This window comes from Streptomyces sp. NPDC047043, from assembly GCF_040644055.1.
Taxonomy (GTDB): Bacteria; Actinomycetota; Actinomycetes; order Streptomycetales; family Streptomycetaceae; genus Streptomyces.
The window spans coordinates 46,934-73,374 of record NZ_JBEYVO010000048.1; the positions used below are offsets into that span (position 1 = coordinate 46,934).

The 26,441-nt window shown below is 70.7% G+C and carries 26 protein-coding genes; 13 read left to right on the forward strand and 13 right to left on the reverse strand.

What is annotated here, in order from left to right:
• Nucleotides 1–58: 58 nt before the first annotated feature.
• The 3 genes from ABZ880_RS48910 (at nt 59) to ABZ880_RS48920 (ending at nt 2,114) form a co-directional block, all read left to right on the forward strand.
• The gene (locus ABZ880_RS48910) at nt 59–586 is read left to right on the forward strand and encodes an STM3941 family protein (protein WP_361277545.1); all 528 of its coding nucleotides are present in this window, start codon (nt 59–61) and stop codon (nt 584–586) included.
• A gap of 533 nt (nt 587–1,119) precedes the next feature.
• The gene (locus ABZ880_RS48915) at nt 1,120–1,704 is read left to right on the forward strand and encodes a dihydrofolate reductase family protein (protein ID WP_361277546.1); all 585 of its coding nucleotides are present in this window, start codon (nt 1,120–1,122) and stop codon (nt 1,702–1,704) included.
• A complete protein-coding gene (locus ABZ880_RS48920) occupies nt 1,701–2,114 on the forward strand; it encodes a VOC family protein (protein ID WP_361277547.1) in 414 nt (137 codons plus the stop codon). The genes ABZ880_RS48915 and ABZ880_RS48920 overlap by 4 nt, the downstream gene beginning before the upstream one ends.
• A 34-nt stretch (nt 2,115–2,148) precedes the next feature.
• Here ABZ880_RS48920 and ABZ880_RS48925 read toward each other — a convergent pair whose 3' ends face one another.
• Both ABZ880_RS48925 and ABZ880_RS48930 read right to left on the reverse strand, forming a co-directional pair.
• Entirely contained in the window at nt 2,149–2,373 is a 225-nt protein-coding gene (locus tag ABZ880_RS48925) for a hypothetical protein (protein ID WP_361277548.1), read from the reverse strand.
• A 121-nt stretch (nt 2,374–2,494) separates the two neighbouring features.
• Nucleotides 2,495–2,713: a hypothetical protein gene (locus tag ABZ880_RS48930; RefSeq protein ID WP_361277549.1), complete on the reverse strand. Its 219-nt coding sequence runs from the start codon at nt 2,711–2,713 to the stop codon at nt 2,495–2,497.
• 253 nt (nt 2,714–2,966) lie between these two features.
• Between ABZ880_RS48930 and ABZ880_RS48935 the strand changes: the two genes are divergently transcribed.
• On the forward strand, nt 2,967–3,302 hold the full coding sequence (locus ABZ880_RS48935; protein ID WP_361277550.1) for a hypothetical protein: 336 nt from the start codon (nt 2,967–2,969) through the stop codon (nt 3,300–3,302).
• 167 nt (nt 3,303–3,469) lie between these two features.
• On the opposite strand, the gene ABZ880_RS48940 is transcribed toward ABZ880_RS48935, so the two are convergent.
• Nucleotides 3,470–4,618, reverse strand: a complete 1,149-nt coding sequence (locus ABZ880_RS48940; protein ID WP_361277551.1) for a thiolase family protein — start codon at nt 4,616–4,618, stop codon at nt 3,470–3,472.
• A gap of 173 nt (nt 4,619–4,791) precedes the next feature.
• Here ABZ880_RS48940 and ABZ880_RS48945 point away from each other — a divergent pair, with 173 nt between their 5' ends.
• Entirely contained in the window at nt 4,792–5,559 is a 768-nt protein-coding gene (locus ABZ880_RS48945) for an SDR family NAD(P)-dependent oxidoreductase (RefSeq protein ID WP_361277552.1), read from the forward strand.
• 37 nt (nt 5,560–5,596) lie between these two features.
• Here the strand turns inward: ABZ880_RS48945 and ABZ880_RS48950 are convergent, their stop codons facing one another.
• Entirely contained in the window at nt 5,597–6,415 is an 819-nt protein-coding gene (locus ABZ880_RS48950) for a hypothetical protein (protein WP_361277553.1), read from the reverse strand.
• 24 nt (nt 6,416–6,439) lie between these two features.
• A complete protein-coding gene (locus tag ABZ880_RS48955; RefSeq protein ID WP_361277554.1) occupies nt 6,440–7,462 on the reverse strand; it encodes a LacI family DNA-binding transcriptional regulator in 1,023 nt (340 codons plus the stop codon).
• 232 nt (nt 7,463–7,694) lie between these two features.
• Here ABZ880_RS48955 and ABZ880_RS48960 point away from each other — a divergent pair, with 232 nt between their 5' ends.
• From ABZ880_RS48960 to ABZ880_RS48980, 5 genes are read left to right on the forward strand one after another with little or no spacing between them, the layout of a single operon-like run.
• Nucleotides 7,695–9,614: a beta-L-arabinofuranosidase domain-containing protein gene (locus ABZ880_RS48960; RefSeq protein WP_361277555.1), complete on the forward strand. Its 1,920-nt coding sequence runs from the start codon at nt 7,695–7,697 to the stop codon at nt 9,612–9,614.
• Between the two features lie 39 nt (nt 9,615–9,653).
• Nucleotides 9,654–10,901 carry an extracellular solute-binding protein gene (locus tag ABZ880_RS48965; protein WP_361277556.1) on the forward strand — a complete coding sequence of 416 codons (1,248 nt, stop codon included), beginning with the start codon at nt 9,654–9,656 and terminating at the stop codon, nt 10,899–10,901.
• A gap of 7 nt (nt 10,902–10,908) precedes the next feature.
• Nucleotides 10,909–11,880 (forward strand): sugar ABC transporter permease, encoded by a 972-nt coding sequence (locus ABZ880_RS48970; RefSeq protein ID WP_361277557.1) that lies wholly within the window; start codon nt 10,909–10,911, stop codon nt 11,878–11,880.
• The gene (locus tag ABZ880_RS48975; protein ID WP_361277558.1) at nt 11,877–12,698 is read left to right on the forward strand and encodes a carbohydrate ABC transporter permease; all 822 of its coding nucleotides are present in this window, start codon (nt 11,877–11,879) and stop codon (nt 12,696–12,698) included. The genes ABZ880_RS48970 and ABZ880_RS48975 overlap by 4 nt, the downstream gene beginning before the upstream one ends.
• 55 nt (nt 12,699–12,753) lie before the next feature.
• Complete coding sequence (locus tag ABZ880_RS48980; protein WP_361277559.1) at nt 12,754–14,505, forward strand: RICIN domain-containing protein; 1,752 nt, start codon at nt 12,754–12,756, stop codon at nt 14,503–14,505.
• Nucleotides 14,506–14,521: 16 nt separating this feature from the next.
• On the opposite strand, the gene ABZ880_RS48985 is transcribed toward ABZ880_RS48980, so the two are convergent.
• From ABZ880_RS48985 to ABZ880_RS49000, 4 genes are read right to left on the reverse strand one after another with little or no spacing between them, the layout of a single operon-like run.
• Nucleotides 14,522–15,307, reverse strand: coding sequence for an enoyl-CoA hydratase/isomerase family protein (locus tag ABZ880_RS48985; protein WP_361277560.1), 786 nt, complete (start codon nt 15,305–15,307; stop codon nt 14,522–14,524).
• Between the two features lies 1 nt (nt 15,308).
• Complete coding sequence (locus tag ABZ880_RS48990) at nt 15,309–16,397, reverse strand: acyl-CoA dehydrogenase family protein (protein ID WP_361277561.1); 1,089 nt, start codon at nt 16,395–16,397, stop codon at nt 15,309–15,311.
• Nucleotides 16,384–17,277: an acyl-CoA dehydrogenase family protein gene (locus ABZ880_RS48995; protein ID WP_361277562.1), complete on the reverse strand. Its 894-nt coding sequence runs from the start codon at nt 17,275–17,277 to the stop codon at nt 16,384–16,386. Before ABZ880_RS48995 ends, ABZ880_RS48990 begins: the two co-directional genes overlap by 14 nt.
• Nucleotides 17,255–18,703: an AMP-binding protein gene (locus tag ABZ880_RS49000; protein ID WP_361277563.1), complete on the reverse strand. Its 1,449-nt coding sequence runs from the start codon at nt 18,701–18,703 to the stop codon at nt 17,255–17,257. The genes ABZ880_RS48995 and ABZ880_RS49000 overlap by 23 nt, the downstream gene beginning before the upstream one ends.
• 111 nt (nt 18,704–18,814) lie before the next feature.
• Between ABZ880_RS49000 and ABZ880_RS49005 the strand changes: the two genes are divergently transcribed.
• Nucleotides 18,815–19,822 carry a ferredoxin--NADP reductase gene (locus ABZ880_RS49005; RefSeq protein ID WP_361277564.1) on the forward strand — a complete coding sequence of 336 codons (1,008 nt, stop codon included), beginning with the start codon at nt 18,815–18,817 and terminating at the stop codon, nt 19,820–19,822.
• On the opposite strand, the gene ABZ880_RS49010 is transcribed toward ABZ880_RS49005, so the two are convergent.
• Genes ABZ880_RS49010 through ABZ880_RS49025 form a run of 4 tightly spaced genes read right to left on the reverse strand, consistent with a single transcriptional unit; the run spans nt 19,799 to nt 23,852 of the window.
• Entirely contained in the window at nt 19,799–20,872 is a 1,074-nt protein-coding gene (locus ABZ880_RS49010) for a CoA transferase (RefSeq protein ID WP_361277565.1), read from the reverse strand. The genes ABZ880_RS49005 and ABZ880_RS49010 overlap by 24 nt on opposite strands.
• Nucleotides 20,869–21,825, reverse strand: coding sequence for an LLM class F420-dependent oxidoreductase (locus tag ABZ880_RS49015; protein WP_361277566.1), 957 nt, complete (start codon nt 21,823–21,825; stop codon nt 20,869–20,871). Before ABZ880_RS49015 ends, ABZ880_RS49010 begins: the two co-directional genes overlap by 4 nt.
• Nucleotides 21,826–21,870: 45 nt before the next feature.
• The gene (locus tag ABZ880_RS49020) at nt 21,871–22,272 is read right to left on the reverse strand and encodes a cobalamin B12-binding domain-containing protein (protein WP_361277567.1); all 402 of its coding nucleotides are present in this window, start codon (nt 22,270–22,272) and stop codon (nt 21,871–21,873) included.
• Nucleotides 22,272–23,852: a methylmalonyl-CoA mutase family protein gene (locus ABZ880_RS49025; protein ID WP_361277568.1), complete on the reverse strand. Its 1,581-nt coding sequence runs from the start codon at nt 23,850–23,852 to the stop codon at nt 22,272–22,274. The genes ABZ880_RS49020 and ABZ880_RS49025 overlap by 1 nt, the downstream gene beginning before the upstream one ends.
• Nucleotides 23,853–23,950: 98 nt before the next feature.
• On the opposite strand from ABZ880_RS49025, the gene ABZ880_RS49030 reads away from it, so the two are divergent.
• Together ABZ880_RS49030 and ABZ880_RS49035 are read left to right on the forward strand one after the other, a co-directional pair.
• A complete protein-coding gene (locus ABZ880_RS49030; RefSeq protein ID WP_361277569.1) occupies nt 23,951–25,012 on the forward strand; it encodes an enoyl-CoA hydratase/isomerase family protein in 1,062 nt (353 codons plus the stop codon).
• Nucleotides 25,002–26,417, forward strand: coding sequence for an amidohydrolase family protein (locus ABZ880_RS49035; RefSeq protein WP_361277570.1), 1,416 nt, complete (start codon nt 25,002–25,004; stop codon nt 26,415–26,417). Before ABZ880_RS49030 ends, ABZ880_RS49035 begins: the two co-directional genes overlap by 11 nt.
• The last annotated feature ends 24 nt before the right edge of the window (nt 26,418–26,441 follow it).

Below are 26,441 nucleotides of genomic sequence, written 5' to 3' on the forward strand. Positions count from 1 at the left end.
ACCCACCCCCACGAAAAGGCTTCCGCTGACCAGGGCTCTCGTCCTATCGTCTCAGCCCGTGATCAGAAACGGCGTTCCACTGCCTCCGACGGTCTACCCGCTCGCCAAGGGACGTGTGTGGGCCATGCTGGCCGGCTCTCTGCTCTTCGTCGCTCTGGGCATAGTTTTCCTGGTCGCCCACAGCACCATGAAGATGACCGTGGCAGGGGCGCTGGCCGTGCCCTTCTTCGGGTTCTGCTCGGTGATCATCATCCAGCGTCTGCTCCGCGATCGACCGGAGTTGGTGCTGGACGACGCGGGAGTGGACCACGTGAGGCTGGGCCGGTTCGGCTGGGACGAGATAGCCGCCGTGCGGTTACGCGAGCAGCGGGTACGTAACACCTCGCAGTGGTTCATCGAGCTGGTGCTGCATGATCCGGACGCCTATCTGGCCCGAGCGCCCAAGCTCGTCCGCAGCACCGCGTCCATGAACGCACGACTCGGCTTTGGTCCGGCCAACATGCCCACAAACACCTTGCCGGTGCCACCTCAGGCGGTGCTGGACGCGATGCGGCGTCACCGCCCCGGACTTGCAGTACAGCACTGAGCGCACTCGTTGGCCGACCGGCTGGTTCTGTCTCTTTGGTCAGCGTCGGGTCCGCATGAGGATGCCGGCATGAGGATGCCGGTCTGAGGATGCCGGCGATGTGGAGTGCGGCCTGGCAGGCGATGGCGGGTTGGTCGGTTCGCTTGGCCGGGCCGCGCCACTACGCCGTGGGCGGTGGCCGATCTGGTCGGAGGGCTGCGGGACGACCGCGCGGATTCCCCGGCTCGCAGGTGCCTGCGGATGGCGCCGGACGAGTAAGCCCGGTCGGCCAGGGGATGAATAGGCCCGGTTGGCCAGGACAGCGAAGGGCCGGGTTCTCGGCCTGACCGGGCCGCTTCGGGGCGCCACGCGGCCTGAAACGACCACAACTGATCCACGGGGCATGACTCCCGCCCTCCCAGCCCGGCAGCAGGCCGGCGCGTCGGGCCTATGAGTTTGCCGGTTGTCTGAAGTCTTCCGTGTGACAAGCCCGCCCCGTCGGCGGATCAGGAAATGCCGGATCCCGGTGTCATGGAGGAGAGATGGGGGCCAGGATGAACAGTCCGATTCGGCTGTACATGTCGATGTCGCTCGACGGCTATATCGCCGGCCCGGACGATCGGCCGGGGCAGGAGCTCGGACGCGACGGTGGACGGCTCTTCAACTGGCTCGACGACCGGGAGTCCGACGGTCCGAGCGGCCAGGTCTACCGCGAGGCGCTGGCGACCGGCGCGGTGATCTCCGGCCGTCGCACCTTCGAATTCGCCGGGCGCTGGCAGGGCGATCACCACGACGGCGTGCCGATCTTCGTCCTCACCCACCAGGTGGACGACGGGGACGTGCCACCCGGCCACGCACGTTTCGTCACCGATGTCGAGGACTGCGCCCGTCAGGCGCGCGCAGCCGCAGGCGACCGGCCGGTCATGGTCCACGGGGCGGGGGCGGCCCAAGCACTTCTTCGAGCCGGTCAGGTGGACGAGATGGAGATCCACCTGGTTCCGGTCCTCCTCGGGGACGGCCGACGGCTGTTCGACCACCTGGGTAGCGATCACATCGAGCTCGACCTCGTCCGACGGCTCGAGGATCGAGACGTCACGCATCTCCGCTACCGGGTGCATCGCCCCGAGGAGGCCGCGTGAAGACGCTCTTCGTCGGCTACCGCGTCACCGACCTGGACCGCTCGCTCGGTTTCTACACCGCCTTGGGCTATGCCGAACTGGGCAGGGTCGAGGTCGGCGACGGGGCTCGCCTCGTGATCCTCAAGTTCCCCGACGAACCGGCGGCCTCGCTCGAACTGGTCCACCGCCCTGGCGACGGACCGGTCGACGTGGGCAGCGGTTTCGACCACCTCGCGATCCAGGTGGAGAGGCTCGCCACCACCCTGGAGACGCTGACCGAAGCCGGCCTGAGTCCCGAACCCCTTCAGTACCCTGGCGGCCCTCACGGCCCGAAGACGTCGTGGCTCACGGACCCGGACGGTTACCGGATCGAGTTGGTGGAGTGGCCGTCCGGACATCCCGACGGCATCACCGCAGCGGACTTCGCCTGAGGCGGCCACGGTCGCTCTCTCGGCTGGGAAGGTGTCAGCCGCTTGGATCCGGGCCCCAGCGCTCCGGCCCCACTCCGCGCCAGTCGATCCATGGCGCCCCCGCCACCTCGGAAGGGTCGATCTCCAGGCCGGCTCGGCGCAGGAACTCGGCGACGTCGGCCACGTTGTGGGCCAGGCCGAGGATCTCGCCGTCCACGCGCACGCGTCGGCCACCCGTGGGCGACGGCGGGTGCACGATCACGCGAATCGGTCCGGACACGCCTTCAGGATCATCCGGGAGGTACGCCCCCGCATTCCAGCTCGTCATTGGAGGACCCTCAGTGTCCGGACGGCAGCGCGCGTCGCGTTGAAGCCGCAGGTAGATCCGTTGATGAAGCCACTCACCTCACGTCCCGGTCCGACCGTCCAAGCTCGCGCAGTTCCCACCACTCCGCAGGGCTTGGCCGCCGTTGCCGCCAGTAGGGGTGGAAGAACAGCCGAGCCGACAGCCGGTACAAGCGCCGGCGCAACTCGGTACGGCCGGGCTGCTCCGCAAGCTGCCGGTAGGTGGCACTCCACTCCTGCTGCGCCCGGGTGAGGTCGGCGGGAAACGGTCGCATGCACAAATTCAATCACGTGTTCGAATTATGAGTCCAACGAGGCGGAGGATCTCGCCTGCGATGATGCGTGACCAGGGTTGTTGATCAACACGTGGCGACGCTCAGCCCTCGTCGGCCGGCAGTCGAGGAGTGGGGCCGAGGCGGGACCGGGGAGGGCGTCGTAGGCGCCGTGGCCCACGTTCCCTCGCACCCGAACCAGGTCGGGAATCATTGATCGGGATGCGTTGTCAGAGCCTGGTGAGATCGTTCGCCCATGGACACGCTCTTCGATCTCCCCGAACCGCAGGCACCGGAACAAGCCGTCATCGCCCACTACCGACTGAGTGACGACCAGTACGGCTCGCCTGCCGAGCGTGCAGCGATCTTCGACGCCGAGCGGGCCATGACTGCCACAGTCGAAGCGGCGGGGGTCGGTGAGGTCGACGGGAACGAGTTCGGTGGAGGGGAGGCCGTGTTGTACGCCTATGGGGCGGACGCCGAAGCGCTCTTCAAGGTCATGGAGCCGACCCTGCGCGGCCTGCCCTTCAGACCGGCATACGTCGTACTGCGACCGGGGAGCCGTCAGACGGAGTACCGAGTGGATCTGTGATGCGGCACCGCAGCGAAGTACTGCAGTCTCAGCAACCGGCAGCGCCCGACACCGTCCGGCACAGCCCTCACGAGGGCGTGTGCGACCTTCGACGACCGATCTCTGCAGAGCTACGGATCAGAAGATCACCCCGTGTCGCGAAGCAGAAGCCGGCGTCCAGGCCTCTCTCACGACACCTCGATCACCATCGCCGACCCCATCCCACCCCCCGCACACATCGACGCAACCCCAACTCCCCCGCCCCTGCGCCGCAGTTCATGCACCAGCGTCACCAGCATGCGCGCGCCGGTCGCGGCGACAGGATGGCCCAGGGAGCAGCCGCTGCCGTTCACGTTGACGTGGTCCGGGTCGAGGTCGAGGAGGCGCACGACGGCGACCGCGACCGAGGCGAACGCCTCGTTGACCTCGTACAGGTCGACATCGGCCGGTGAAAGGCCCGCGCGGGCCAGTGCCTTGGGGATCGCCTTGACCGGCGAGAGTCCGGTTTCCGCGGGGTCGACGCCGACGGACGCCCAGGACCGTACGGTGGCGAGCACGGGCAGGCCCTCGGCGGTGGCCGCACCATCGCTCGCGACGACCAGCGCGGCCGCGCCGTCGTTGCCGCCGCAGGCGTTGCCCGCGGTGATGCTGAAGCCCTCGATCTCGGGGTGCAGCGGCTTGAGCGCGGCAAGTTTCTCCAACGACGTGCCGCGGCGCGGGTGTTCGTCCACGGAGAAGAGGCCGTGAGCGGTCTCGATCGGGACGATCTCGGCGTCGAAGCGGCCCTCGTCGATGGCGCGTACGGCGTTCCGGTGCGAGCGCAGCGCCCAGGCGTCCATGTCGGCCCGGGTGATGTCCGCGCGTTGGGCGACGTTCCAGCCGATGGTGATCGACATGTCGTTGTTGGGGGCGTCGGGGCGGTCGGGGTGGGTGGGCGGCATCCAGGGCTCGGTCCATTCGCCGTCGACCCGGAAGGCTGATTTCGGTGCGGTGGAGGCCGAGTTGACGCCTCCGGCGATGACGAGGTCGTCCATGCCGGCCCGGATGCCCGCGGCCGCGCCGGCGACGGCGGACAGGCCGGCGGCGCAGTGCCGGTTGAGGGCGAGCCCGGGGATGGCGGGGAGTCCCGCCGTCAGGGCCGCGTGCCGGGCGAGGACGCCGCCGCCGTAGAGGCCCTCGCCGAGGATCACGTCGTCGACGCGGTCCGGATCCAGTCCGTCGGCCGCGGCGCCGACGATGTGGCGGGCCAGATCGAAGGCCGTGGTGTCGCGCAGAGTCCCCTTGAAGGCGGTGCCGACAGGGGTGCGCAGGGCGGACACGATGACTGCCTCGGGCATGGCGGTCTCCAACTCGGCAACTCGACGACTCGGCACTCGACGACCCCTTACTCGACGCTCGGTAACTGGGCACTTGGCTCGGCAACTCGGCGGGCCGGGCAGGGATCACATCACGTTTCGAGAATGCTACTCTCGCAATACTAGAACCATGTATCCCTGGGAGGGGAGCCGCGATGCAGGTTCAGGGGACGTCCGCGGTGGTGGTGGGTGGCGCCGGCGGTCTGGGCGAGGCCACGGTCCGCCGGCTGCACGCGGCGGGTGCGGCCGTGGTCGTCGCCGACCTCGCCGACGACAAGGGCAAGGCCCTGGAGGAGGAGTTGGGCGTCCGGTACGTACGCACCGATGCCACCGACGAGGACGATGTGCGCGCGGCCGTCGACACGGCGCAGGCGCTCGGCCCGCTGCGGATCTCGGTGGACGCGCACGGCGGTCCCGCGAGCGGCGGGCGGCTGGTCGGCCGGGACGGGGAGCCGCTGGACCTCGCCGGGTTCCGGCGGACCGTCGACATCTATCTGACCGGCGTCTTCAACGTGATGCGTCTGGCCGCCGCCGCGATGGCCCGGCAGGAGCCGATGGACGCGGACGGCGGCCGGGGCGTCATCGTCAACACCGCCTCGATCGCGGGCTACGAGGGCCAGATCGGGCAGCTCCCCTACGCCGCCGCCAAGGGCGGGGTCGTAGGCATGACCCTGGTGGCCGCGCGCGACCTCTCGCCCCTCGGCATCCGTGTCGTCACGATCGCACCCGGCACGTTCCTCACTCCCGCCTACGGCAGGGCGGGTGACCAACTCGAGGCGTACTGGGGGCCGCAGGTCCCGCACCCGAGGCGTATGGGCCGGTCCCCCGAGTACGCCGCCCTCGTCCAGCACATCTGCGAGAACGACTATCTCAACGGCGAGATCATCCGTCTCGACGGGGCACTGCGCTTTCCGCCCAAGTGAGGCCGCTGCTCGACGCGGCCCGGACGCCTAGCCGCCGTTATCGGGCGTCCGGGAAGCCGTCCCCGGCGTCGGCCGGGCGACCCGACTCCCACACGCGCTCGAACTCGGCCTGGAAGTGCTCGTACCAGGGGCCGTCGCGCCCCGGCTTCAGCGCGAAAACAGCGTCGCCGCTGGCGGAGCTGTGCGAGTACAGGTCGACGTAGATGATTCCGTTCGATCTCCCGGGGTCCAGGAGTATCACCCCGTGGGCGGGCACGAAGGGCAGGAATCTGACCTCGACCCTGCCGTCCACGCCCGGCCGCTCCACGAGTTCCTTGAGGAGGTCGATCGAGGGGCGCAGCCGGTTCTCGTACACCTCGGGGCGGTTGGCGATGGTGCTGCGCCGGGCAGCCTCCGCAGGCGCTGTGGACAGGGGGTCGATGAGTGCGACCTTGACGACCGCTCCGGCCAGGGCGCGGTGCTCCAGTTCGTCGACGAGGTTGCGCAGGGTCCGGGCGAGGGTGATGCCGACGATCCTGATGTCCCGTGCGGTGCGGACCTGTTCGCGCACCTCCGGCTTGTCCGCGGTGAAGAACTCCGCCGCGGAGGGCGCCCCGGAGCGGCTCTCGCGGATCTGTGCGGCGAGGGTGGCGATCTGGCGTCGGCTGCCCAGCAGGCTTCCCGCCAGCAGGGCGAGCGTCGCCAGGGTGGCGGCAGCAAGAACCTTGCCGTCTGCCACGTCGAACACGCCGAGTACGGCGAGGGTCAGCGAGAGGAGTGCCGTGACGTAGAGCTCGAGGTTCTCCCCGGTGGAGAGGTCGTCGCGTACTCGCCGCAGGAAGCGCATGGCGGCCATCGTCCGGATCCGGGCGGCCATCCGTCAACGCCGCGGCGCAGGCGCTCAGGTGGACTCCCGCACCACCAGCCGGCACGGCACCGTGTGCACCCCCGCCACCGGCCCCGAGTCGATCGCCTCCAGCAGCTGCAGCGCGGCGATCCGCCCGATCTCGGTGAGGTCCATGTCGATCGTGGTGAGCGGCGGGCGGCAGGCCAGTGCCATGGTGTCCCAGTTGTCGTAGCCGACGACGGCGATCCGGCCGGGCACGTCCAGGCCCCGTTCGCGCAGCGCGTCGGCCACTCCGCGGGCGATCTGGTCGTTGCCGCAGAAGAAGGCGTCCGTGTCGGGTGCCGTGCGCAGCACCGCGTCGACGGCGCGGCGTCCCCAGGCCTCGCTCCACTCCCCGAAGTGGACGCGTCCGGTGGCGAGTTGGAGTGAGGAGCGCTCGAGCAGGTCGACCGCGTGGCGGGCGCGGTCGCGGGCGGCCGCGTGGTGTTCGGGGCCGGTGACGTGGGCGATCCGGGTGCGGCCGGTGGCCAGCAGGTGTTCGACGGCGAGGTGGGCGCCGCCCCGGTCGTCGGAGACCACCGAGATGTCGGACGGGTCGGTGGACGGGGAGAGGGCGTAGACGACGGGGATCCCGTCGAGGCCCTTCAGGGGCGGGCGCGGGTCCGTGCGGCGGCCGGTGACGATGATGCCGTCCACGCGCCGGTCCGTGAGGTTGCGCAGGTGGTGCTGCTCGCGGATGGTGTCGCCGCGGGTGTCGCACAGCAGCACCGAGATCTTTCCGGCGCCGAGCGCGTCCTCGGCGCCCAGCAGCACGGGTGTGCTGAAGCGGCCGATGCCGTCCGTCGTCATCAGCCCGACCGTCCAGCTGCGGCCGGTGTGCAGGCTCTGCGCGTGCTGGTTGGGCCGGAAGCCGAGCCTCTCCACGGCGTCCAGGACCCGCTGGCGGGTCTCCGGGCGCATCCGGCCACTGCCGCTGAGCGCCTTGGAGGCCGTGCCCACGCTGACGCCGGCGAGTGCGGCGACATCGGCGAGCTTGGCCCGGCCGGCGGAGGGGGATCGCGGAGCAGCTTCGGTCACGGGCAATCCTTTTCTCACTCGTGGTGTTCGACGGGTCGGCTCCAGTCATGGTCGCAGGCGGCTGCGTCGAGCACCAGTCCTTGAGCAAACAGAGAAACCTTACGCAGCACTCTTGACCGCGATTCCCCGTTTCCCCTCTACTTTGCGGCGAGGAAAACGGTTGCTCATCTTGTTGCTCATTCGTCGTTTTCGCATCGCCGTCACGCCCCCGCCTTCCACCTCCCGGAGAGCCATGCCGCACACCCGCTCCACCCAGCCCTCCCCCATCGGCCCGGTCCGTCTCGGCCCCGACGCGCGTGCCGCCCTGCGCCCCGCCGGTGCCGAGGTGGGCGGCGGCTTCTGGCACACCCGCCGCGAGGTCAACGCGCGCACCTCCATCCCGCAGGGCCCCCAACTGCTGGACTCCGCGGGCAACTTGCACAATCTGCAGCTGGCGGCGGGGCTCGTCGAGGGTGAGTTCCAGGGCGCGTACCCGTTCGTGGACACGGACGTCTACAAGTGGCTGGAGGCTGCGGCCTGGCAGCTGGCCCAGGGCCCGTCGGGCGAGCTGGAGTCCGAGGTCGAGAGGATCATTTCCCTGGTCGCCGCCGCGCAGCAGCCGGACGGCTATCTCAACACCTGGTTCCAGCTGGTCAAGGGCGGCGAGCGCTACCAGGACCTGCGCTGGGGCCACGAGCTGTACTGCGCGGGCCATCTGATCCAGGCGGCCGTCGCCCACCACCGGGCCACCGGCCGCACCCAACTCCTCGATGTGGCACGGAGGTTCGCCGACCACATCGACTCGGTGTTCGGCCTGCCCGGCAGCGGCAAGGAGATCGACGGCATCGACGGGCACCCCGAGGTCGAGACCGCCCTGGTCGAGCTGTACCGGGAGACGGGAGAACGCCGTTATCTCGACCTGGCCGGCTACTTCGTCGACCGCCACGGCCACGGGCTGCTCGGCGGCGAGGCCTACTGCCAGGACCGGGTGCCGGTGCGCGAGGCGACCAACGTCGAGGGCCATGCCGTACGGCAGTTGTATCTGTTGGCCGCCGTCGCGGACCTGGCCACCGAGACCGGGGAGGCCGAACTGCGGTTGGCCGCCGAGCGGTTGTGGCGCGCGATGACCACCACCAAGACCCACGTCACCGGCGGTCTCGGCGCGCACCACGACTGGGAGGACTTCGGCGACCCGTACGAACTGCCCAACGAGCGGGCCTACTGCGAGACGTGCGCGGCCATCGCCTCGATCCAGTGGAGCTGGCGCATGGCCCTGCTCACCGGCGAGGCCCGCTACTCCGACCTGATCGAGCGCACCCTGTTCAACGGCTTCCTGGCCGGGGTGTCGCTCGACGGCGAGCACTGGCTGTACGTCAATCCGCTCCAGGTCCGCGACGGCCACACCGACCCCGGCGGCGACCAGTCGGCCCGCCGCACCCGCTGGTTCCGCTGCGCCTGCTGCCCGCCGAACGTGATGCGGCTGCTGGCCGGCCTGGAGCACTACCTCGCCACCGGCGACGACGGCGGGCTGCAGATCCACCAGTACGTCACCGGCCGCTACACCTCCGGCCCGATCGCCGTGCGTGCCGAGACCGACTATCCCTGGCACGGCACGATCGCCCTCACCGTCGAGGAGACCCCGGCCGACCGGCCCTGGACGCTGTCCCTGCGCATCCCCGAGTGGTGCCGCGAGTTCCGGGTGCGGTGCGGGGAGGAGTCGTACGACTCCCCCGTCGAGGACGGCTGGCTGCGGCTGGAGCGGACCTGGGCGCCCGGGGACCGTATCGTCCTCGAGCTCGCCCTCGAACCCCGGCTGACCGCGGCCGACCCGCGTGTGGACGCCGTGCGCGGGTGTGCGGTGATCGAGCGCGGGCCGCTCGTGTACTGCCTGGAGCAGGTCGACCACCCCGGCGGCGGCCTGGACGACATCGTCCTGGACACCACCCGCCCGCTCGCCGTGAAGCACCGCCCCGACCTGCTCGGCGGGGTCACCACGGTCGTCGCGGCCGGACGGCGCCGCAGCATCCCGGACGCGGGCTGGTGGCCGTACCGGAGCGCCGGCACCCCCCAAGCCCCCACCGGCGGCGAGGCCGTCGAGCTCACCGCGATCCCCTACTACGCCTGGGCCAACCGGCAGGACGGCTCCATGCGCGTCTGGCTGCCCACCTCCTGACACACCCTCAGCACTGCCCTACGACAACGAGGTCACCCCGTGATACCCACCCGCCGTACCCTCATCGCCGCGCTCGCCGCGGTCGGCACGCTCGCCTCCCTCACCGCCTGCGGTGGCGGCTCCGGCTCCTCGGACTCCTCCTCCGGCGGGTCCGGGGGGACGTACACCTTCTGGGACCCCTACCCCCAGTTCGACGCCTCCTCGGCGTGGGGCAAGCTCGTCACCGGCTGCGGGACCAAGGCCGGGGTGAAGCTCAAGCGCACCCCGTACGACACCACCGACCTGGGCAACAAGGCGCTGCTCGCCGCTCAGCAGGGCAACGCGCCCGACGTGATGCTGGTGGACAACCCGGTCGTCTCCACGCTGGTGGAGGCGGGGATCCTCAACAAGACCAGCGACCTGGGCCTGGACACAAAGTCGATCCAGAAGAACATCATCGGCGCGGGCACCATCGACGACGCGGCGTACGGGGTGCCGATCGGCGCCAACACCCTCGCGCTCTACTACAACAAGAAGGTCCTTTCCGCGGCCGGCGTCGACCCGGCCTCCATCAAGGACTGGAACTCCCTCACTGCCGCGCTGAAGAAGGTCAAGTCGGCGGGGAAGAAGGGAATCACGTTCTCCGCGATCAACACGGAGGAGGGCAGCTTCCAGTTCCTGCCGTGGTTCTGGGGCGCGGGCGGCGATCTCACAAAGCTCAACTCCGCCAAGGGAGTTGCGGCTCTCACCCTCTGGAAGCAGTGGGTGGACGGCGGCTATGCGCCCAAGGACGTCCTGCAGAACACGCAGACGACCAGCTGGCAGGAGTTCGCCACCGGCGACTACGCGTTCGGCGAGAACGGCACCTGGCAGCTCGGGAACGCGGACAAGGCCGGCTTCGACTACGGCATCATCAACATCCCCGCGCAGAGCGGCGGTTCGGCGCCGGTGCCGACGGGCGGCGAGTTCGTGACCGTGCCCGTGCAGAAGGACACCGGCCGCTACGACGTCAGCAAGAAGATCGTCACCTGTCTGACCAGCGACGCGAACCTGCTGCCCACCGACACGACCCTGCAGTACGTCGCTCCCACGGCCGCCGTGCAGGCCGAGCAGGTGAAGCAGAACCCGAAGCTCAAGCCCTGGGTGTCCGCGGTCGCGGCGGCCCGCGGCCGCACCAGCGGCGGTCTGGGCACCAAGTACCCGACCATCTCCCAGCCGATGTGGACCGCCGTCCAGGCCGCGCTGTCCGGCAGCAAGAGCCCGCAGGACGCGCTGGACACCGCCCAGTCGAGCGCGCAGAAGGGCTAGGTCCGGCATGACCATCGCCCGGGTCGACCGTCCGCGGCGCGCACCGGCCGCCGCGGCGGGGGCGAGCGGCGCCGACGCCCTGTCCCTGCGCCGGAGGCACCGGCGCAGGAGCCGCCTGACCGCGCTCGCCTTCGTGACACCCCTGCTCGCCTACCTCGCCGCCTTCTACGTCTATCCGCTCTATCGCAACCTCGACCTGAGCCTGCGCGACTACACCGTCCGGTCGTTCGTGGCGGGGGATGCACCGTTCTCCGGCTGGGAGAACTTCCGTACCGTCCTGGACGACCCGACGTTCGGCCCGGCGATGCGGCACACGATGGTCTTCACCTTCGTGTCGATCGCCTTCCAGTACGCCATCGGGCTCGCCCTCGCGGTCTTCTTCAACCGGCACTTCCGGCTCGCGCCCACCCTGCGCGCGCTGTTCCTGATCCCGTGGCTGCTGCCGCTGATCGTGTCGGCGTCGACGTGGTCGTGGATGTTCAACAGCGAGTCGGGAGTGGTGAATTACTTCCTGCACTTCTTCGGCGTCGACCCGGTCGGCTGGCTCACCTCGCCGGACTGGGCGCTGACGTCGGTGATCGTCGCGAACATCTGGATCGGCATCCCGTTCAACCTGGTCATCCTCTACAGCGGCCTGCAGAACATCCCGGCCGAGCTGTACGAGGCGGCCTCCCTGGACGGGGCGAGCGCCTGGCAGCAGTTCCGCCGGATCACCTTCCCGCTGCTGCGCCCGGTGTCGGCGATCACCCTGCTGCTCGGGCTGGTCTACACGCTCAAGGTGTTCGACCTGATCTGGATCATGACCAAGGGCGGCCCGGGAGACGCCTCGTCGACCCTGGCGACCTGGTCGTACCAGCTGGGCTTCGGCACGCTGCTGCCCAAGTTCGGCCCCGGGGCCGCGGTCGGCAACATCCTCATCCTCATCGCGCTCGTCTTCGGGCTGCTGTACATCCGCGTCCAGAGGAGGCAGGAGGCGTGAAGTCCCGTACGGCGAAAGGCCGTTACACGGCCGTCGGGCTCGTCCTGACCGCGCTGATGCTGTTCCCGGTGTACTGGATGCTGAACGTGTCCCTCACCCCGCAGCAGGACATGCGCAAGGACCCGCCGGACCTGCTCCCGCTGCACCCCACCTTCGAGGGCTACCGGGCCGTCCTGGACGACCAGTTGCCGTATCTCGGCACGAGCCTGCTGATCGGCCTGGGCACGGTCGCCCTCACCCTCCTGCTCGCCGCCCCGGCCGGCTACTCGCTGGCGAAACTGCGCCCGCGCGGCGGCGGCGCACTGGGCCTCGGCCTGCTGATCGCGCAGATGATCCCCGGGATCGTCATGGCCATGGGCTTCTACGGCATCTTCCTCGACCTCGGGCTGCTCAACTCCTGGTGGGGCCTGATCATCGCGGACTCCACGATCGCCGTGCCGTTCGGCGTGATGATCTTCACGGCGTTCATGTCGGGCATCCCCGGCGAGCTCATCGCCGCCTCCCGCATCGACGGTGCGGGGACCTTCCGCACCTTCTGGTCGGTCGTGCTGCCGGTGAGCCGCAACGCCCTGGTCACTGTCTCGCTGTTCAGCTTCCTGTGGGCCTGGTCCGACTTCGTCTTCGCCAACACCCTTGACGGCGGCGGCGATCTGAGGCCGATCACCCTCGGCATCTACAAGTACATCGGCAACAACAACCAGGAGTGGAACGCGATCATGGCCACCGCCGTCGTCGCGTCCGTCCCCGCTGCCGTCCTGCTGGTCCTCGCACAGCGCTACGTGGCCGCGGGTGTGACCGCGGGCGCCGTGAAGGACTGACGTCCCTCGCTCCACGCACTCCCCACCCCCCTACCTCCGTGAGGAGAACCCTGTCATGAGCCGCACAAGACCACCCGTAGCCGGCCGCCTCACCGCGAGCCTCGGCGCGGCCGCCCTCATCGCCGCCGCGCTCGCCACCGCGGCCCCCGCTCAGGCGGCACCCACCTCGTCGACGACCCTCGTCGTCAACGCCAACCAGACCCTGCGCCCGGTCACCCACGTCGCGACCGGCAGCCTCTACGGCCTCGCCGACGCGAGCACCCCGACCGACAGCCTGACGGGCGCGCTCAAGCCCAACACGTTCGTGCAGATGGCGCCGGGCGGCTCCCAGCTGCCCAACGGCGAGCCCAAGCCCGCGGGCGACGCACTTGTCGTGGCCTCCAAGGCGGCACGGGCCGGCGCCAAGGTCGTCGTACGCATGCCGGACTGGTATCCGAACTTCCCGTACAAGTGGGTCAGTTGGAGCGACTGGCTGTCGGCGGTCGACAAGCAGGTGGCGTCCGTGCAGTCCTCCGGCGCCACGAACATCGCCGCGTACGAGCTCTGGAACGAGCCGGACTGGACCTGGGACACCACCAACGCGGGCGCCTTCAACGCGGGTTGGGCACGCACCTTCAAGGAGCTCCGCACCAAGGACACCACGACCCCGATCCAGGGCCCGAGTTACTCGGCATGGAACCAGTCCTGGATGAGCTCCTTCCTCACCGACGCCAAGGCCAGCGGCACCGTGCCGGACATCATCGCCTGGCACGAACTGCAGGGCAGCAAGGACATCGCCGCGCACGTCTCCGCCTACCGCGCGCTGGAGAGCAGCCTCGGGATCAGCCCGCGGCCGATCGCCATCGAGGAGTACGGCGCCCCCTCCGAGATGGGCAACTCGGGCGCCCTCATCGGCTACGCCGCCAAGTTCGAGCGGGCGGGCGTCCATGACGCGGAGCTCGCGTTCTGGAACCACTACGGCACGCTCGGCGACACCCTGGTCGACACCGGCGGATCGCCCAACGGCTCGTACTGGACCTACAAGTGGTACGGCGACATGTCCGGCAGCATGCTGGTCACCACGCCGCCCGCCCAGACGGGCATCGACGGCCTCGCCTCCCGCAACAGCGCCGGCAACCAGATCAGCGTCGTCGCCGGCGGCTGCACCGGCTCCTGCGCCGTCACCGTCAACGGCCTGTCGTCCCTGTCGGCCTTCGGCAGCACGGTCCACGTCAAGCTGGAGTACTCCCCGGGCACCGGCCGCACCACGGCCTCTTCCGGCCCGATCACCATCTCCGACGCCGACTACACGGTCAGCAACGGCTCCATCACGGTGCCGGTCACGATGAACGCCTCCGACGGATACCACCTGGTGATCACCCCGAGCGGCAGCTCCACCTCGCTCGCCGGCCGCTACCAGATCACCAACAAGAACAGCGCGCTCGCCCTCGACACCGTGAACGCGGGCACCGCACAGGGCACTTCGGTCGTCCAGGCCACGTCCACCACGGGCACCGACCAGAACTGGACCCTGACGGCCGCCGGTTCGGGCCTCTACAAGATCGTCAACCAGAAGAGCGGACTGCTGCTCGGCATCACCAACATGAGCACCTCGGACGGCGGCACCGCCGTGATCTGGGGTGACAACGGCACCGCCGACCATCTCTGGCAGCTCATCCCGGCCCGGGACGGCTACTACAAGATCGCCAACTACAACAGCGGTCTGCTGCTCGGCGTGGACGGCATGAGCACGTCGTCGGGCGCCCAGGTCCTCCAGTGGGACGACAACGGCACGGCGGACCACCTGTGGAAGCTGACGTCCCGCTGAGTCGGCTCCCGGTGAGTCACTTCTGCCGGTCGATGAGCCGGGCGAGCGTGTCCCGGAAGTCGTCCGTCTGGAAGGACTGTTCCTCGGCGGTCGTGGCGTAGTCGAGGGTGGCGAGCACCGCGCGTTCCAGGTGCATGTTCAGGACGCGTTTGGTGCTCTCCGCCGCCTGTCTCGGCAGTCCCGCGATCCGTTTCGCGCAGGCCGTCGCCTCGGCCAGCGGGTCGGCCACCACATGGTTGGCCAGCCCCAGGGCGACGGCCTGCTCGGCCGGTATACGGGCGCCGGTCAGGGCGTACTCCTTGGCCAGCAGCAGGCTGGTGTGCAGGGGCCAGGTCAGCGGGCCGCCGTCGGCCGCGACCAGTCCGACCTGGACGTGCGGGTCGGCGAGATAGGCGTTCTCGGCCATGTAGACGATGTCGCTGAGCGCGACCAGGCTGCAACCGAGGCCCACGGCGGGGCCGTTGACGGCGGCGACGACGGGGACGCGGCAGCGGACCATGCCGAGGACCAGGTCGCGGCCGTGCGCGATGGTGCGGGAGCGCAGGTCCGGGTCCTGTCTGATCTCGTCGAGGTAGGCGAAGTCACCGCCTGCCGAGAACGCCGTTCCCGCCCCGGTGAGCACGGCTGCGCGAGCGTCCCGGTCGTCGGCGAGTCGGGGCCACAGCCGGGCCAGGCCGGTGTGGAGCGGGTCGTTGACGGCGTTGAGGGCCTCGGGCCGGTTGAGGGTGATGATCCGCAGCGGGCCGTCCGCGCGGACGTCGATCTCCTCCGGCATGCCGTAGAGGTTGTGACCGTCCGTCATGTCAGGCTCCCAGTCCGAGGATCCGTGAGGCGATGATGTTCTTCTGGATCTGCGAGGTGCCGCCCATGACGCTCTGCGCGCGGCTGTAGAGATACGCGTGCAAAAGGTCCGCGTCGCTCGTGCCGCCGACGGCCAGGGCCGCGTGGCCCACGGTCTGTTCCGTCCAGGTCATCAGCAGCTTGTCGAGGGAGCCCTCGGGTCCGTGCGAGACGCCGTCGAGCTGCTCGGACAGCCGCCGCCGTACGTGCAGGCGCAGCATCTCCGTCTCCACGACGGCCCGGGCGAGCTCGGGTGGCGGGGCGCCCTGTGTGCGGGCGACGAGCTCGTGGACGAGCTTGCCGTACCGGGCGGAGAAGCCGAGCGTGGCGGGCTCGCGTTCGTGCCCGACGACCGTCATGGCCAAAGCCCAGCCCTCGCCGGGAGCTCCGACCATCTGGTCCGCGGGCACGGTGGCCCCGTCGAAGAGGACCTGGCCGAACTCCTTGGTCACGCCGCTCATCATCTTCAACGGGCGCTGTTCGACGCCGGGTTGGTCCATGGCGACGATGAACGCGGAGATGCCCTTGTGCCGGGGCGCGTCCGGGTCGGTGCGGGCGAGGAGCAGGCACCAGTCGGCCACGTCGGAGTAACTGGTCCAGATCTTGTGGCCGTTGACGATGTACGTGTCGCCGTCGCGGGTGGCCGTGGTGGTGAGGGAGGCGAGGTCGGATCCTGCGCCGGGTTCGCTGAAGCCCTGGCACCAGCGTTCGGTGCCGTCGATCATGCCGGGAAGGAAGCGGCGGCGCAGCTCCTCGCCGCCGTGGCGGCCGAGGCCCTGGACGAGGTAGCCGAGGCTGGGGCGCGCGGGGGCGCCGGCGCGGGCGAGTTCCTCGTCGAGGATGACGTCGTAGACGGGCGGGAGTGCGTGGCCGCCGTACTCCTTGGGCCAGGACAGTCCGAAGAAGCCGGCCGTGTGCAGGGCGCGGTGCCATTCGCCCTGGCGGGCCCAGTACTCGTCGCCCGCGGCCGGGAAGGTGCCGGTCCGCTCGGCCAGCCAGGTGCGCAGGCGGGTGCGGAAGGCGGCCTCTTCGGGCGAGTCACGAAAGTCCACGGTCGATCTCCTCCAGGCGCACGGGGAACAGGTCGGTGGACGTCAGCGCCCGGCGCAGATGGACATGGGCGAGGCACTCCCAGGTGTTGCCGATGCCGCCGTGCACCTGGACGGCCGTCTCGCACACGGTGCGGGCGGCGCGGGCGCAGTAGAGCTTGGCGATACGGGCGGCGTGGAGAGCCTCGGCGGGCGGGAGTTCGTCCACGGCCCAGGCGGCGTGCCGGAGCACGCTGATCGAGCCCTCGATGAGGGCGAGCCCCTCGGCGAGGAGGTGGGCCACCGCCTGGTAGGAGCCGATCGTCCGCCCGTACTGCTCGCGGATCTTGGCGTATTCGCAGGCGAGGGCGTGCGCGCCGCGGGCCGTGCCCACGAGGTCGGCGGAGGTGGCGACCAGGGCCAACGCCCGCCAGCGGTCTGCGGTCTCGTCGGAGACCATGGCGATCTGTTCGGGGGCGCCGAGCAGTCGGGCGTTGCGTCGGGTCAGGTCGGCGCCGGCGGCGAGAGGGCCGATCTCGGTGGAAAGAACACGGTTGCCTTCGAGGGTGACGGCTCTTCGCATGCCGCGTGCGTCCCGTGCCTCGCCGTCCACGGCGACGGTTGTCGGCGCGGCCTTAGGGGTCAGGTCGTCGGCGAGTACGGGTCCGAGGAGCGGTACGTCGACCAGCCCGCGGCCGAACTCCTCGACGACCAGGGCGACTTCGACGCCGGACGCGCCGTCGGACCGTAGCACGCGCCAGCCGGTCGCCTCGACCGCCTTCTCGAGTCGCGCGATCCGGTCGGTGTCCTCCAGGTCCAGGACGGAGCCTGGTCCGAGATCGTCCGCCAACCGGGCGGCGGCGGCCCGGAGTTGGCGCTGCTCAGCCGTCAGACGTACGTCCATCGCGCTCCTTGAGAACCTGGTTCTGGAGGGCCCGTTCTTCGATGGCCTGTTCCTTCAGGACGCGCCGCAGCACCTTGCCGGAGGGCAGGCGGGGGATGCCGTCGACGAACTCCACCCGGCGCGGCCGCTTGTAGGAGGCGAGCCGGTTGCCGACCAGTTCGATGAGCTCGGCGGCCTCGACGGGTCCGCTCCGCTGCACGGCCGCGACGACCGCCTCCCCATCCGCACCGTCGGGGACGCCGAAGACCGCGCAGTCGGCGACCTCCGGATGGCCGTGCAGCACGGCCTCGACTTCGGCGGGGGCGACCTGGAAGGCCCGCACCTTGATCATCTCTTTCGAGCGGTCGGTCAGATACACCCAGCCGTCCGCGTCGACCCTGCCGACGTCACCGGTGCGGTACCAGCCGTCGTGGAGGGCCTCCGCCGTGGCCTCGGCCGGCAGGTAGCCGGCCATCAGGGACTGCGAGCGCACCTCGATCTCGCCGGTCTCGCCCGGCCCGAGCGGCTGCCCGTTCCCCAGCGAGACCACGCGCAGGTCCACCCCGGGCACGGGCCGCCCCGGTGTGTCCAGGCGGGCCCCGTCGAGCGGATTGCAGGCGATGACGGGCAGTTCGCTGGCGCCGTAGGCGGGCACCCAGCCCACCCCGGTCCGCCGCGTCACCGTCTCGGCGATGCCGGGGGTCACCGGTGTCGCGCCCCACATGATGTAGCGCAGCGAGGACAGGTCGTACCGCTCCAGCTTCGGGTGAGAGGCGAGGGCGAGCGCGATGGGGGCCACGGCCATCTCGATGGTGATGCGGTCGAGTTCGATGTGGTGCAGCAGCCGGTCGAGGTCGAAGCGGCGGTGCAGGCGCAGCCAGGAGCCGGTCTCGAGTGCCGTGACGATGTTGAGCAGGCCGAGGATGTGCGAGGGCGGGGTGACGATCTGGATGCGGTCGTGGGAAGTGAGCCGGAGTGCGTCCCGCCAGTGACGTACGGCGGCGGCGAGGGAAGCGTGCGTGTGACGGACCGCCTTGGGCAGGCCGGTGGTGCCCGAGCTGAACACGAGGACGGCGTCCGCGGCCGGATCGTAGGGAACGTCATTGCCGTGCCCGGGGGTGATCGGCTCGTCCAGGTGCAGCATCGGCATCAGCTCGGCGAGTACCGGGTGGTCGCCGACGGCGTGCTCCGGCTCAGTGATCTCCAGGGCGTGTTCGACCTCGCCGCGCTTCCAGGCAGGGCTCAGCAGGACGACCGCCGCGCCCAGCCGCCAGATCGCCTGCACCGCGATCACGAACTCCGGCCGGTTGGACGACATGAGCGCGACCCGCTGCCCCGCCCGTACGCCGCGCCGGGCCAACGTCGCGGCCAACCCGTCGGCGAGGGCGGCCAGTTCGGCCCGGCCGTACTCCCGGTCCTCGAAGACCAGCGCGGCGCGTTCGCTCATCTCGCCCCCACCCGCATCTCACCCCACCCGTTGAGAGGGTCCCATCTTCCAGACGAGAATAGTATTCTCACTCCGACAGAACCTTAATACCAGAGCTCGAGGAGGGCGTCCATGGCGAGCCCCGCCCTGTTCCGGCGCGCTACCGTCGTCAAGATCGTCCAGGAGACGGCCGACGCCCGGACCTTCGTGCTGGACCCGCACGACGGCCCCTTCTCGTACCGGGCCGGGCAGTTCTGCGTCTTCCGGGTGCGCGTGGACGGCAGGGATTTGCTGCGCTCATACTCGATGTCGAGCGCCCCGGAGACCGATGCCGAACTGACGACAACGGTCAAGCGCGTCCCGGGCGGCAAGGTCTCCAACTGGCTGATCGACCACGTCGGCGAGGGCGACGAGCTCGAACTCACCCAGCCCCGCGGCCTGTTCTGTCTGCGCTCCGCCGAGACACCGCTGCTCGGCTTCAGCGGCGGCAGCGGCATCACCCCCATCCTCTCGCTGGCCAAGAGCACTCTGGCGACCAGCGACCGCAGCGTGCGGCTGCTGTGCGCGGACCGCGACCGGGATGCGGCGATCTTCTGCTCGGCGCTGGAGGACCTGGCCGCGCGTCATCCCGGCCGGCTGACGGTCGTACGGCACCTGGATGCCGATCAGGGGTTCCTCGACCCGGACGCCGTACGGGAGTTCGTCGGGGCGGACGGGGACGCGGACGCGTATGTGTGCGGGCCGGAGCCCTTCATGGAGCTGGTGGAGTCGGCGTTGCCGGGGCCGGGGCGGGTGTTCAGCGAGCGGTTCGGCAGCGGTGCGGCGGCGCCCGCGGTGAACGGGACGGCGGCGAAGGCTCCCGAGGACACCGGCACCGTCACGATCCTGCTCGGCGCCAAGCATGTCTCGATACCCAAGCACCCGAACGAGACTCTCCTGCAGAGCGCCCGCCGGGCCGGCCTCACCCCGCCCTTCTCCTGCGAGGCGGGCAACTGCGCCACCTGCATGGCCAGGGTGACCGAGGGCAGCGCGACGATGCGGGTGAACGACGCTCTCACCGAGGAGGAGGTGGCCGAGGGTTACGTCCTGACCTGCCAGGGTGTTCCGGACGCCGGTTCAGTCACCGTCCACTACGAATGAGCCGTGCTCGCCCAGGCGGGGCGGCGGCCGGTACTCGGGCTCGTAACCGGCGATCCGCACCGGGCTGCCGACCAGCCGGTACTCCCCCGCGCGCACGATGTTCTCCGGAGTGGCGTCCAGGGCTTCCGGCAGTGTGCGCACGGCCGCCGCCGGGACGCCGAGCGGGCGCAGCCGCGCTTCCCAGCCCTTGGCCGTGTCGGCGGCGAGGGCGCGGGTGACGACGGCGAGGACCTCGTCGCGGCGGGCGGCACGCTCGGCCATCGTCGAGAAGCCGCCGGTCCCAGCCGCTTCGGCGATCCCGGCCTCGGCGGCGAAGGTCTTCCAGAAGCCGTCGTGCGTCACGAACAGTGCCAAGTACCCGTCCGCCGTGGGGAACAGCTGGGCGGGGACGTAGTACGAGTGCGCGCCGAACGGCATCCGGCGCGGCTCGACACCGTCGTTGAGGTAGGCGGCGGCCCGGTAGTTGAGCTGGGCGAGCATCACGTCCCGCAGCGCGACCTCGACCTGACCGCCGCGCGCGGAGACGATCTGGGCGAGCAGTCCCAACGCGGCCGTCAGGGCTGCCGAGTTGTCGACGGAGGAGTACCCGGGCAGGGTCGGCGGGCCGTCGGGGTCGCCGGTCAGGGCGGCCACGCCGGTCGCGGCCTGGATCACGTAGTCGAAGGCGGGGTCGTCGCCCGCGTCCAGCCCGTATCCGGTGACGGCGACGCACACGATCCGCTCGTTGAAGCGGCGCAGGCTGTCGTACGTCAGCCCCAGTCGCCGTATGACCGAAGGCTTGAGGTTCACCAGCAGCGCGTGCGCGTCGGCCACCAACTCACCCAGTCTTCCCTGGCCTTGCTCCGTCGTGAGGTCCAGGCGGATGCTGCGCTTGTTGCGGTTGATACTGGCGAAGTAGGCGTCGCCCACCTGGCGTGACAGGTCACCGCCGGGCGGTTCGATCTTGGTCACCTCGGCGCCGAGGTCGGCGAGCAGCATCGTGGCGAAGGGACCCGCGAGGATGTGGCCCACCTCGAGGATCCGCAGGCCGGCGAGGGGGCCGGCGATCACCTGAGCTCCGCGGCGAGGTTCGCGATCATTTCCCTGGTACGGCGCTTGGAGGCGACGAGTTCGTCCCGGCCCTCGCCGATCGGCAGCAGCCGTACGGACAGGTCGGTGACCCCGGCGTCGGCGAACCGTTTGAAGCGCGCGGCGATGGCCTCCTCGTCGCCCGCCGCGCACAGGTCGCCGACGTCCTCGGCGTCGCCGTACTCGAGCAGCCGCTGGTAGTTGGGCGAGATCTCGGCCTCCCCGAGAATGCGGTTCGCACGTTCGCGGGCCGCGTCGACCTCAAAGGGGCGGCACAGGCAGACCGGGACGCCGGCGACGATGCGCGGGGCCGGGCGTCCGGCCGACTCGGCGGCCTTGGTGATGCGGGGAACGACGTGTTCGGCGACGGCTCGTTCGTCGGCCATCCAGAGCACGGTTCCCTCGGCGCGCTCGCCGGCGAGTTGCAGCATGACCGGGCCGAGGGCGGCGAGGAGGACCGGCAGCGGGGCGACGGGGGCGAGGTCGAGGGGGTTGTGGACGGTGAAAGTGCGGTTCTCGACGTCGATGGGGCCGGGACCGCGCCGGGCGGCGTCCAGGACGTCGAGGTAGTCACGGGTGAGGCCGGCCGGGCGTTCGTAGGGCAGGCCGAGCATCTCCTGGATGATCCAGTGGTGCGAGGGGCCGATGCCGAGCGCGAGCCGTCCGCCGGTGGCCGCCTGGGTGGACAGGGCCTGGCGGGCGAGCGCGATCGGGTGCTGGGCCTGCAGGGGGACGACGGCGGTGCCCAGCTCGATGCGCGTGGTCCGGGTGCCCATCAGCGCAACAGCGGTCAACGCGTCGAAGTCCATGGGGATTTGGGGAATCCAGGCGGTGTCCAGGCCGGCCGACTCGGCCCACTCCACGTCCGCGAGCATCCGCGCGACCTTGCGGGCACTGTCGCCCCGCTCCGGCCCGATCATGACGCCGATCCGCACGTTCCCTCCAGGTGTTCGGGGTCGAGGCTCCGCTCGCGCGGTGGGTCAGGGTGAGGCGGGGCTCGCGGTCAGGGCGCGGACCTCCGCCACGACGACGTCGAGGGGCGTTCCGGTGGGGAAGACCGCGGCGGCGCCCGCCGCCCGCAGCCGCGGCACGTCCGCCGGGGGGATGGTCCCGCCGACGACGACCGTGATGTCACCGGCGTCGGCGGCCCGCAGGGCTTCGACGGTCCGGGCCGTGAGCGCCAGATGGGCGCCGGACAGCATGCTCAGACCGACCATGGCCACGTCCTCCTGGACGGCGGTCGCCACGATGTCCTCGACGCGCTGCCGGATGCCGGTGAAGACGACCTCGAAGCCCGCGTCCCGCAGTGCCCGCGCCACGATCTTGGCGCCCCGGTCGTGGCCGTCCAGACCGGGCTTGGCGATCAGTATCCGGGTGCCCATCAGAACACCACCGGCTGCTGGAACTCGCCCCACACGTCCTTGAGGGCGGCGACCATCTCGCCGACGGTGCAGTAGGCGTTCGCACACTCCACGAGGGGGCCCATGAGGTTGTCGGTGCCTTCGGCGGCTCTCGCCAGCGCCGTGAGGCGGGCGCGGACGGCAGCCGGATCGCGCTCGGCCTTGACCCGGGCGAGGCGCTTGAGCTGCAACTCCCTTCCCCTGGCGTCCAGTTCGTAGGTGGCGATGTCGGGGGCGGGCTCGTCCTCGTCGACGTACCGGTTGACGCCGATGACGGGCCGCGTACCCGCCTCGACCTGCTGATGCACCCGGTAGGCCTCATCCGCGATGAGGCCCTGCAGATAGCCGTCCTCGATCGCCCGGACCATCCCGCCGTGCCGCTCCAGGTCCGCCATGACCTCGACGATCCGCTCCTCGGTGGCATCGGTGAGCGCCTCGACGAAGTAGGAGCCGCCGAGCGGGTCGGCGACGCGGGCGACGCCGGTCTCGTGGGCGAGGATCTGCTGGGTGCGCAGGGCGAGCGTCGCCGACTCCTCGCTGGGCAGCGCGAACGGCTCGTCCCAGGCGGCCGTGAACATCGACTGGACGCCGCCGAGCACGGAGGCCAGCGCCTCGTACGCCACCCGGACGGTGTTGTTACGGGCCTGCGGGGCGAACAGCGAGGCGCCTCCGGCGACGCAGCCGAAGCGGAACATGGCCGCCTTGTCGGATCCGGCGCCGTAGCGCTCGCGCACGATGGTCGCCCAACGCCTGCGTCCCGCACGGTACTTGGCGATCTCCTCGAAGAAGTCGCCGTGCGTGTAGAAGAAGAAGGAGACCTGCGGGGCGAACTGATCGATCGTCATACGGCCGCGGTCCAGCACCGTGTCGCAGTAGGTGACGCCGTCGGCGAGTGTGAACGCCATTTCCTGCACGGCGTTGGCGCCCGCGTCCCGGAAGTGCGCGCCGGCCACCGAGATGGCGTTGAACTTCGGCACCTCGGCCGCGCAGAACTCGATGGTGTCGGCGATCAGCCGCAGGGACGGCTCGGGCGGCCAGATCCAGGTGCCGCGGGAGGCGTACTCCTTGAGAATGTCGTTCTGGATGGTGCCGGTGAGCTTCGCCCGGGGCACTCCCCTGCGCTCGGCGGCTGCCACGTAGAAGGCGAGCAGGATCGCCGCCGTCCCGTTGATGGTGAAGCTGGTGCTGATCCGGTCCAGCGGGACGCCCTCGAACAGCACCTCGGCGTCGGCCAGCGTGTCCACGGCGACGCCGACCCGGCCGACCTCCTCGCTCACCTCCGGGTCGTCGGAGTCGTAGCCGCACTGGGTGGGCAGGTCGAGGGCGACCGAGAGCCCGGTTCCGCCCTGCTCCAGCAGATAGCGGTAGCGCCGGTTCGACTCCTCCGCGGTGCCGAAGCCCGAGTACTGCCGCAGCGTCCACAGCCGCCCCCGGTAGCCGGTGGCGTAGTTGCCGCGCGTGAAGGGGAAGGTGCCCGGTTCAGGCGGCTCGGCAGCCCGGTCCGCCGGTCCGTAGACCGGCTTGAGCGGGATGCCGGACGAGGTCTGGGCGAAGTCATTCATCGCCGGATACCGTACTTGCGAAAATGGAGAATGCCAATACCGCGAGGGAGAATCGAATGCTTCCAAGTGCGGGGCAGGGTGCTGAATACGCTGGTCGGGTGGACGGGACGACGAGCGGCGTGGACGAGGGGCTGCGGCTGTCCCCTGACGGGCGGCCGGAGGCTCCGGTGCGCTGCCTGCTTCTCGACGACTGGGACGACCGGCAGGACACCGATCCGGAGGCTGCCGCACACCGGGTCCGCGACTCCCTGACACTCACCATCGGGATCGCGACACAGCAGCCACCCGATCAGCTACGACCGCTGCTGGAATCCCTGACTCTCACCCTGGCCGGCCCCCAAGTGGACGCGAAGGACCGGCGGTTGGTGCCGGTGGCGGATCCGCGCAAGGCGTACGACGTACTGGCCCGGGCCGTCGAGCGGCACCCCCGGGCGAGCGTGGCCCTGGGCCAATTGCTGCGGCAGACCTCGTCGCCCGGCACGCTTCAGGGGCTGGCGGCGGAGGCGGCGGTGTACTCGATGCTGCTGGGCGGGAGCGAGTTCGCGGCCTGGCTGGCCGAGCGGGGACCGCGTGCCGTCGTCGAGGAACAGCGGCCCCTGGTCCGCGTGGAGCGGGCCGGAGGCAGGCTGTCGGTGTTGCTCGACCGGGCGGAGCGACGGAACGCGTTCAGCTTCCGGATGCGGGAGGAGCTGTACGACGCGCTGGAGTCGGCCGCCCTCGACGACACCGTCGAGGAGGTCGAACTGGCCGGTGCCGGGCCGGTGTTCAGCAGCGGGGGCGACCTCGCCGAGTTCGGGACCGCCCGGGATCTGGTGGCCGCCTGCCTCGTACGGCTGGACCGGGCGCCGTGGCGGCTGATCGACCGGATGCGGGAGCGGGTGACGGTCCGGGTGCACGGCGCGGCGGTGGGCGCGGGCATCGAGATGGCCGCCTTCGCCGGACGGGTGGTGGCCTCGCCGGAAACGTTCTTCCTGCTGCCCGAGGTGGGGATGGGGCTGGTGCCGGGAGCGGGCGGGACGGTGAGCGTGCCGCGACGGATCGGACGGTGGCGGGCGGCCTGGATGATGTTGAGCGGGGCGCGGCTGGATGCCGTGACCGCCTTGCGGTGGGGGTTGGTGGACGAGCTCGACACGGACATGAGCGACGACGATGGACGGTGACGTGCTGCTGCGTGGGGTGGAGTGCCACCCGGCGCGCTCCGCGCTGCGGGGCGGGCTGCTCGACGTCCGGATCCGTGCGGGGGTGATCGCGGAGATCGGCCCCCAACTGCAGCCGCAGGGTGATGAGTTGGACGTACGAGCGGACGGCGGCGCACTGCTGCCGGGGCTGGCCGATCATCACCTGCACCTCGCGGCCATGGCGGCCCATGCGACGTCGCTCGACCTGTCCGGGGTATCGCAGGACGGTCTGGCGGCTGCGGTCTCGGGCGCCGCGGCGGGCGAGGACGGGTGGGTGCGGGCCGTCGGCTACGACGACGTGGTGCACGGCGAACTGGACCGGGACGTACTGGACTGGTGGAGTCATGGCGTGCCGGTGCGGGTGCAGCACCGTTCGGGGGCACTGTGGGTGGTCAACTCCGTCGGGCTGGAACGGCTCGGGGTGCGTGAGTGTGCTGCGCTCGGGGTGCACGCGGGCGGCGTCGAGTTGGACGGCGCGGGTCGGGCGACGGGGCGGCTGTGGCGGGCGGATGCGTGGCTGCGTACTGCCGTCGGAGGGCGGCCGCCGTCCCTGCGGGCGGTGGGGGCGCGGCTCGCAGCCCTGGGCGTCACCCATGTCGCGGATGCCACGCCGGATGCGGGAACGGCCGGGGTGGTCGCCGAAGCCGTACAGCGGGGCGAACTGCCGCAGCGGGTCATGGTCATGGCCTCGGAGGCCGATCCGACGCGCGTGAGCGTGGGCCCGTTGAAACTCGTGGTCGCCGACCATGCGCTCCCGGACCTCGACGACCTCGCCGAACGGATGCGCACGGCGCACGCCGCCGGCCGCCCGGTCGCCGTGCACTGCGTGACGCGCACGGCCCTGGCGCTGACGCTGGCCGCGTTGGACCAGGCGGGCGGGCTGGACGGTGACCGGGTGGAGCACTGCGCCGTCGCCGACCTGGCCGCGGCCAAGGAGCTCGCGGCACGCGGAATCCGCGTGGTCACCCAGCCGACGCTGGTCGCGCTTCGCGGTGACGACTACTGGGCCCGGACCGAGCCCGAGGACCGGCCCGATCTGTGGCGGTACGGAGGTCTGCTGCGTGCGGGCGTACAGGCGGCTCCCAGCAGTGACGCGCCGTACGGAGACCCGGATCCCTGGGCGTGCCTGCGCGCGGCAAACGAGCGGAGGACGCCGTCCGGGCGCGTACTCGGACCGGAGGAAAGGGTCCCGGTCCGGACGGTCCTGGACGGCCTGCTGTCACCGCTGCACGATCCCGGCGGTCCCCCGCGCCGGATCGCGCCCGGCGAACCGGCGGACCTGGTGCTGCTGGACCGTCCGCTGACGCAGGCGCTGCGGTTGCCGGATGCGGGTTGCGTGCGGGCCACGTTCATCGGCGGGCGGGTGGTCTACGGCGACGTGGGATGAGGGGGAATCAGCGGTCGGCCGAGT

Excerpts from the sequence above, each read along its gene's own strand:
- ABZ880_RS48915 (WP_361277546.1), top strand. The coding sequence starts at position 1,120 with ATGAACAGTCCGATTCGGCTGTACATGTCGATGTCGCTCGACGGCTAT.
- ABZ880_RS48930 (WP_361277549.1), bottom strand. The coding sequence starts at position 2,713 with ATGCGACCGTTTCCCGCCGACCTCACCCGGGCGCAGCAGGAGTGGAGT.
- ABZ880_RS48935 (WP_361277550.1), top strand. The coding sequence starts at position 2,967 with ATGGACACGCTCTTCGATCTCCCCGAACCGCAGGCACCGGAACAAGCC.
- ABZ880_RS48940 (WP_361277551.1), bottom strand. The coding sequence starts at position 4,618 with ATGCCCGAGGCAGTCATCGTGTCCGCCCTGCGCACCCCTGTCGGCACC.
- ABZ880_RS48945 (WP_361277552.1), top strand. The coding sequence starts at position 4,792 with ATGCAGGTTCAGGGGACGTCCGCGGTGGTGGTGGGTGGCGCCGGCGGT.
- ABZ880_RS48950 (WP_361277553.1), bottom strand. The coding sequence starts at position 6,415 with ATGGCCGCCCGGATCCGGACGATGGCCGCCATGCGCTTCCTGCGGCGA.
- ABZ880_RS48960 (WP_361277555.1), top strand. The coding sequence starts at position 7,695 with ATGCCGCACACCCGCTCCACCCAGCCCTCCCCCATCGGCCCGGTCCGT.
- ABZ880_RS48970 (WP_361277557.1), top strand. The coding sequence starts at position 10,909 with ATGACCATCGCCCGGGTCGACCGTCCGCGGCGCGCACCGGCCGCCGCG.
- ABZ880_RS48980 (WP_361277559.1), top strand. The coding sequence starts at position 12,754 with ATGAGCCGCACAAGACCACCCGTAGCCGGCCGCCTCACCGCGAGCCTC.
- ABZ880_RS48985 (WP_361277560.1), bottom strand. The coding sequence starts at position 15,307 with ATGACGGACGGTCACAACCTCTACGGCATGCCGGAGGAGATCGACGTC.
- ABZ880_RS48995 (WP_361277562.1), bottom strand. The coding sequence starts at position 17,277 with ATGGACGTACGTCTGACGGCTGAGCAGCGCCAACTCCGGGCCGCCGCC.
- ABZ880_RS49000 (WP_361277563.1), bottom strand. The coding sequence starts at position 18,703 with ATGAGCGAACGCGCCGCGCTGGTCTTCGAGGACCGGGAGTACGGCCGG.
- ABZ880_RS49005 (WP_361277564.1), top strand. The coding sequence starts at position 18,815 with ATGGCGAGCCCCGCCCTGTTCCGGCGCGCTACCGTCGTCAAGATCGTC.
- ABZ880_RS49020 (WP_361277567.1), bottom strand. The coding sequence starts at position 22,272 with ATGGGCACCCGGATACTGATCGCCAAGCCCGGTCTGGACGGCCACGAC.
- ABZ880_RS49025 (WP_361277568.1), bottom strand. The coding sequence starts at position 23,852 with ATGAATGACTTCGCCCAGACCTCGTCCGGCATCCCGCTCAAGCCGGTC.
- ABZ880_RS49035 (WP_361277570.1), top strand. The coding sequence starts at position 25,002 with ATGGACGGTGACGTGCTGCTGCGTGGGGTGGAGTGCCACCCGGCGCGC.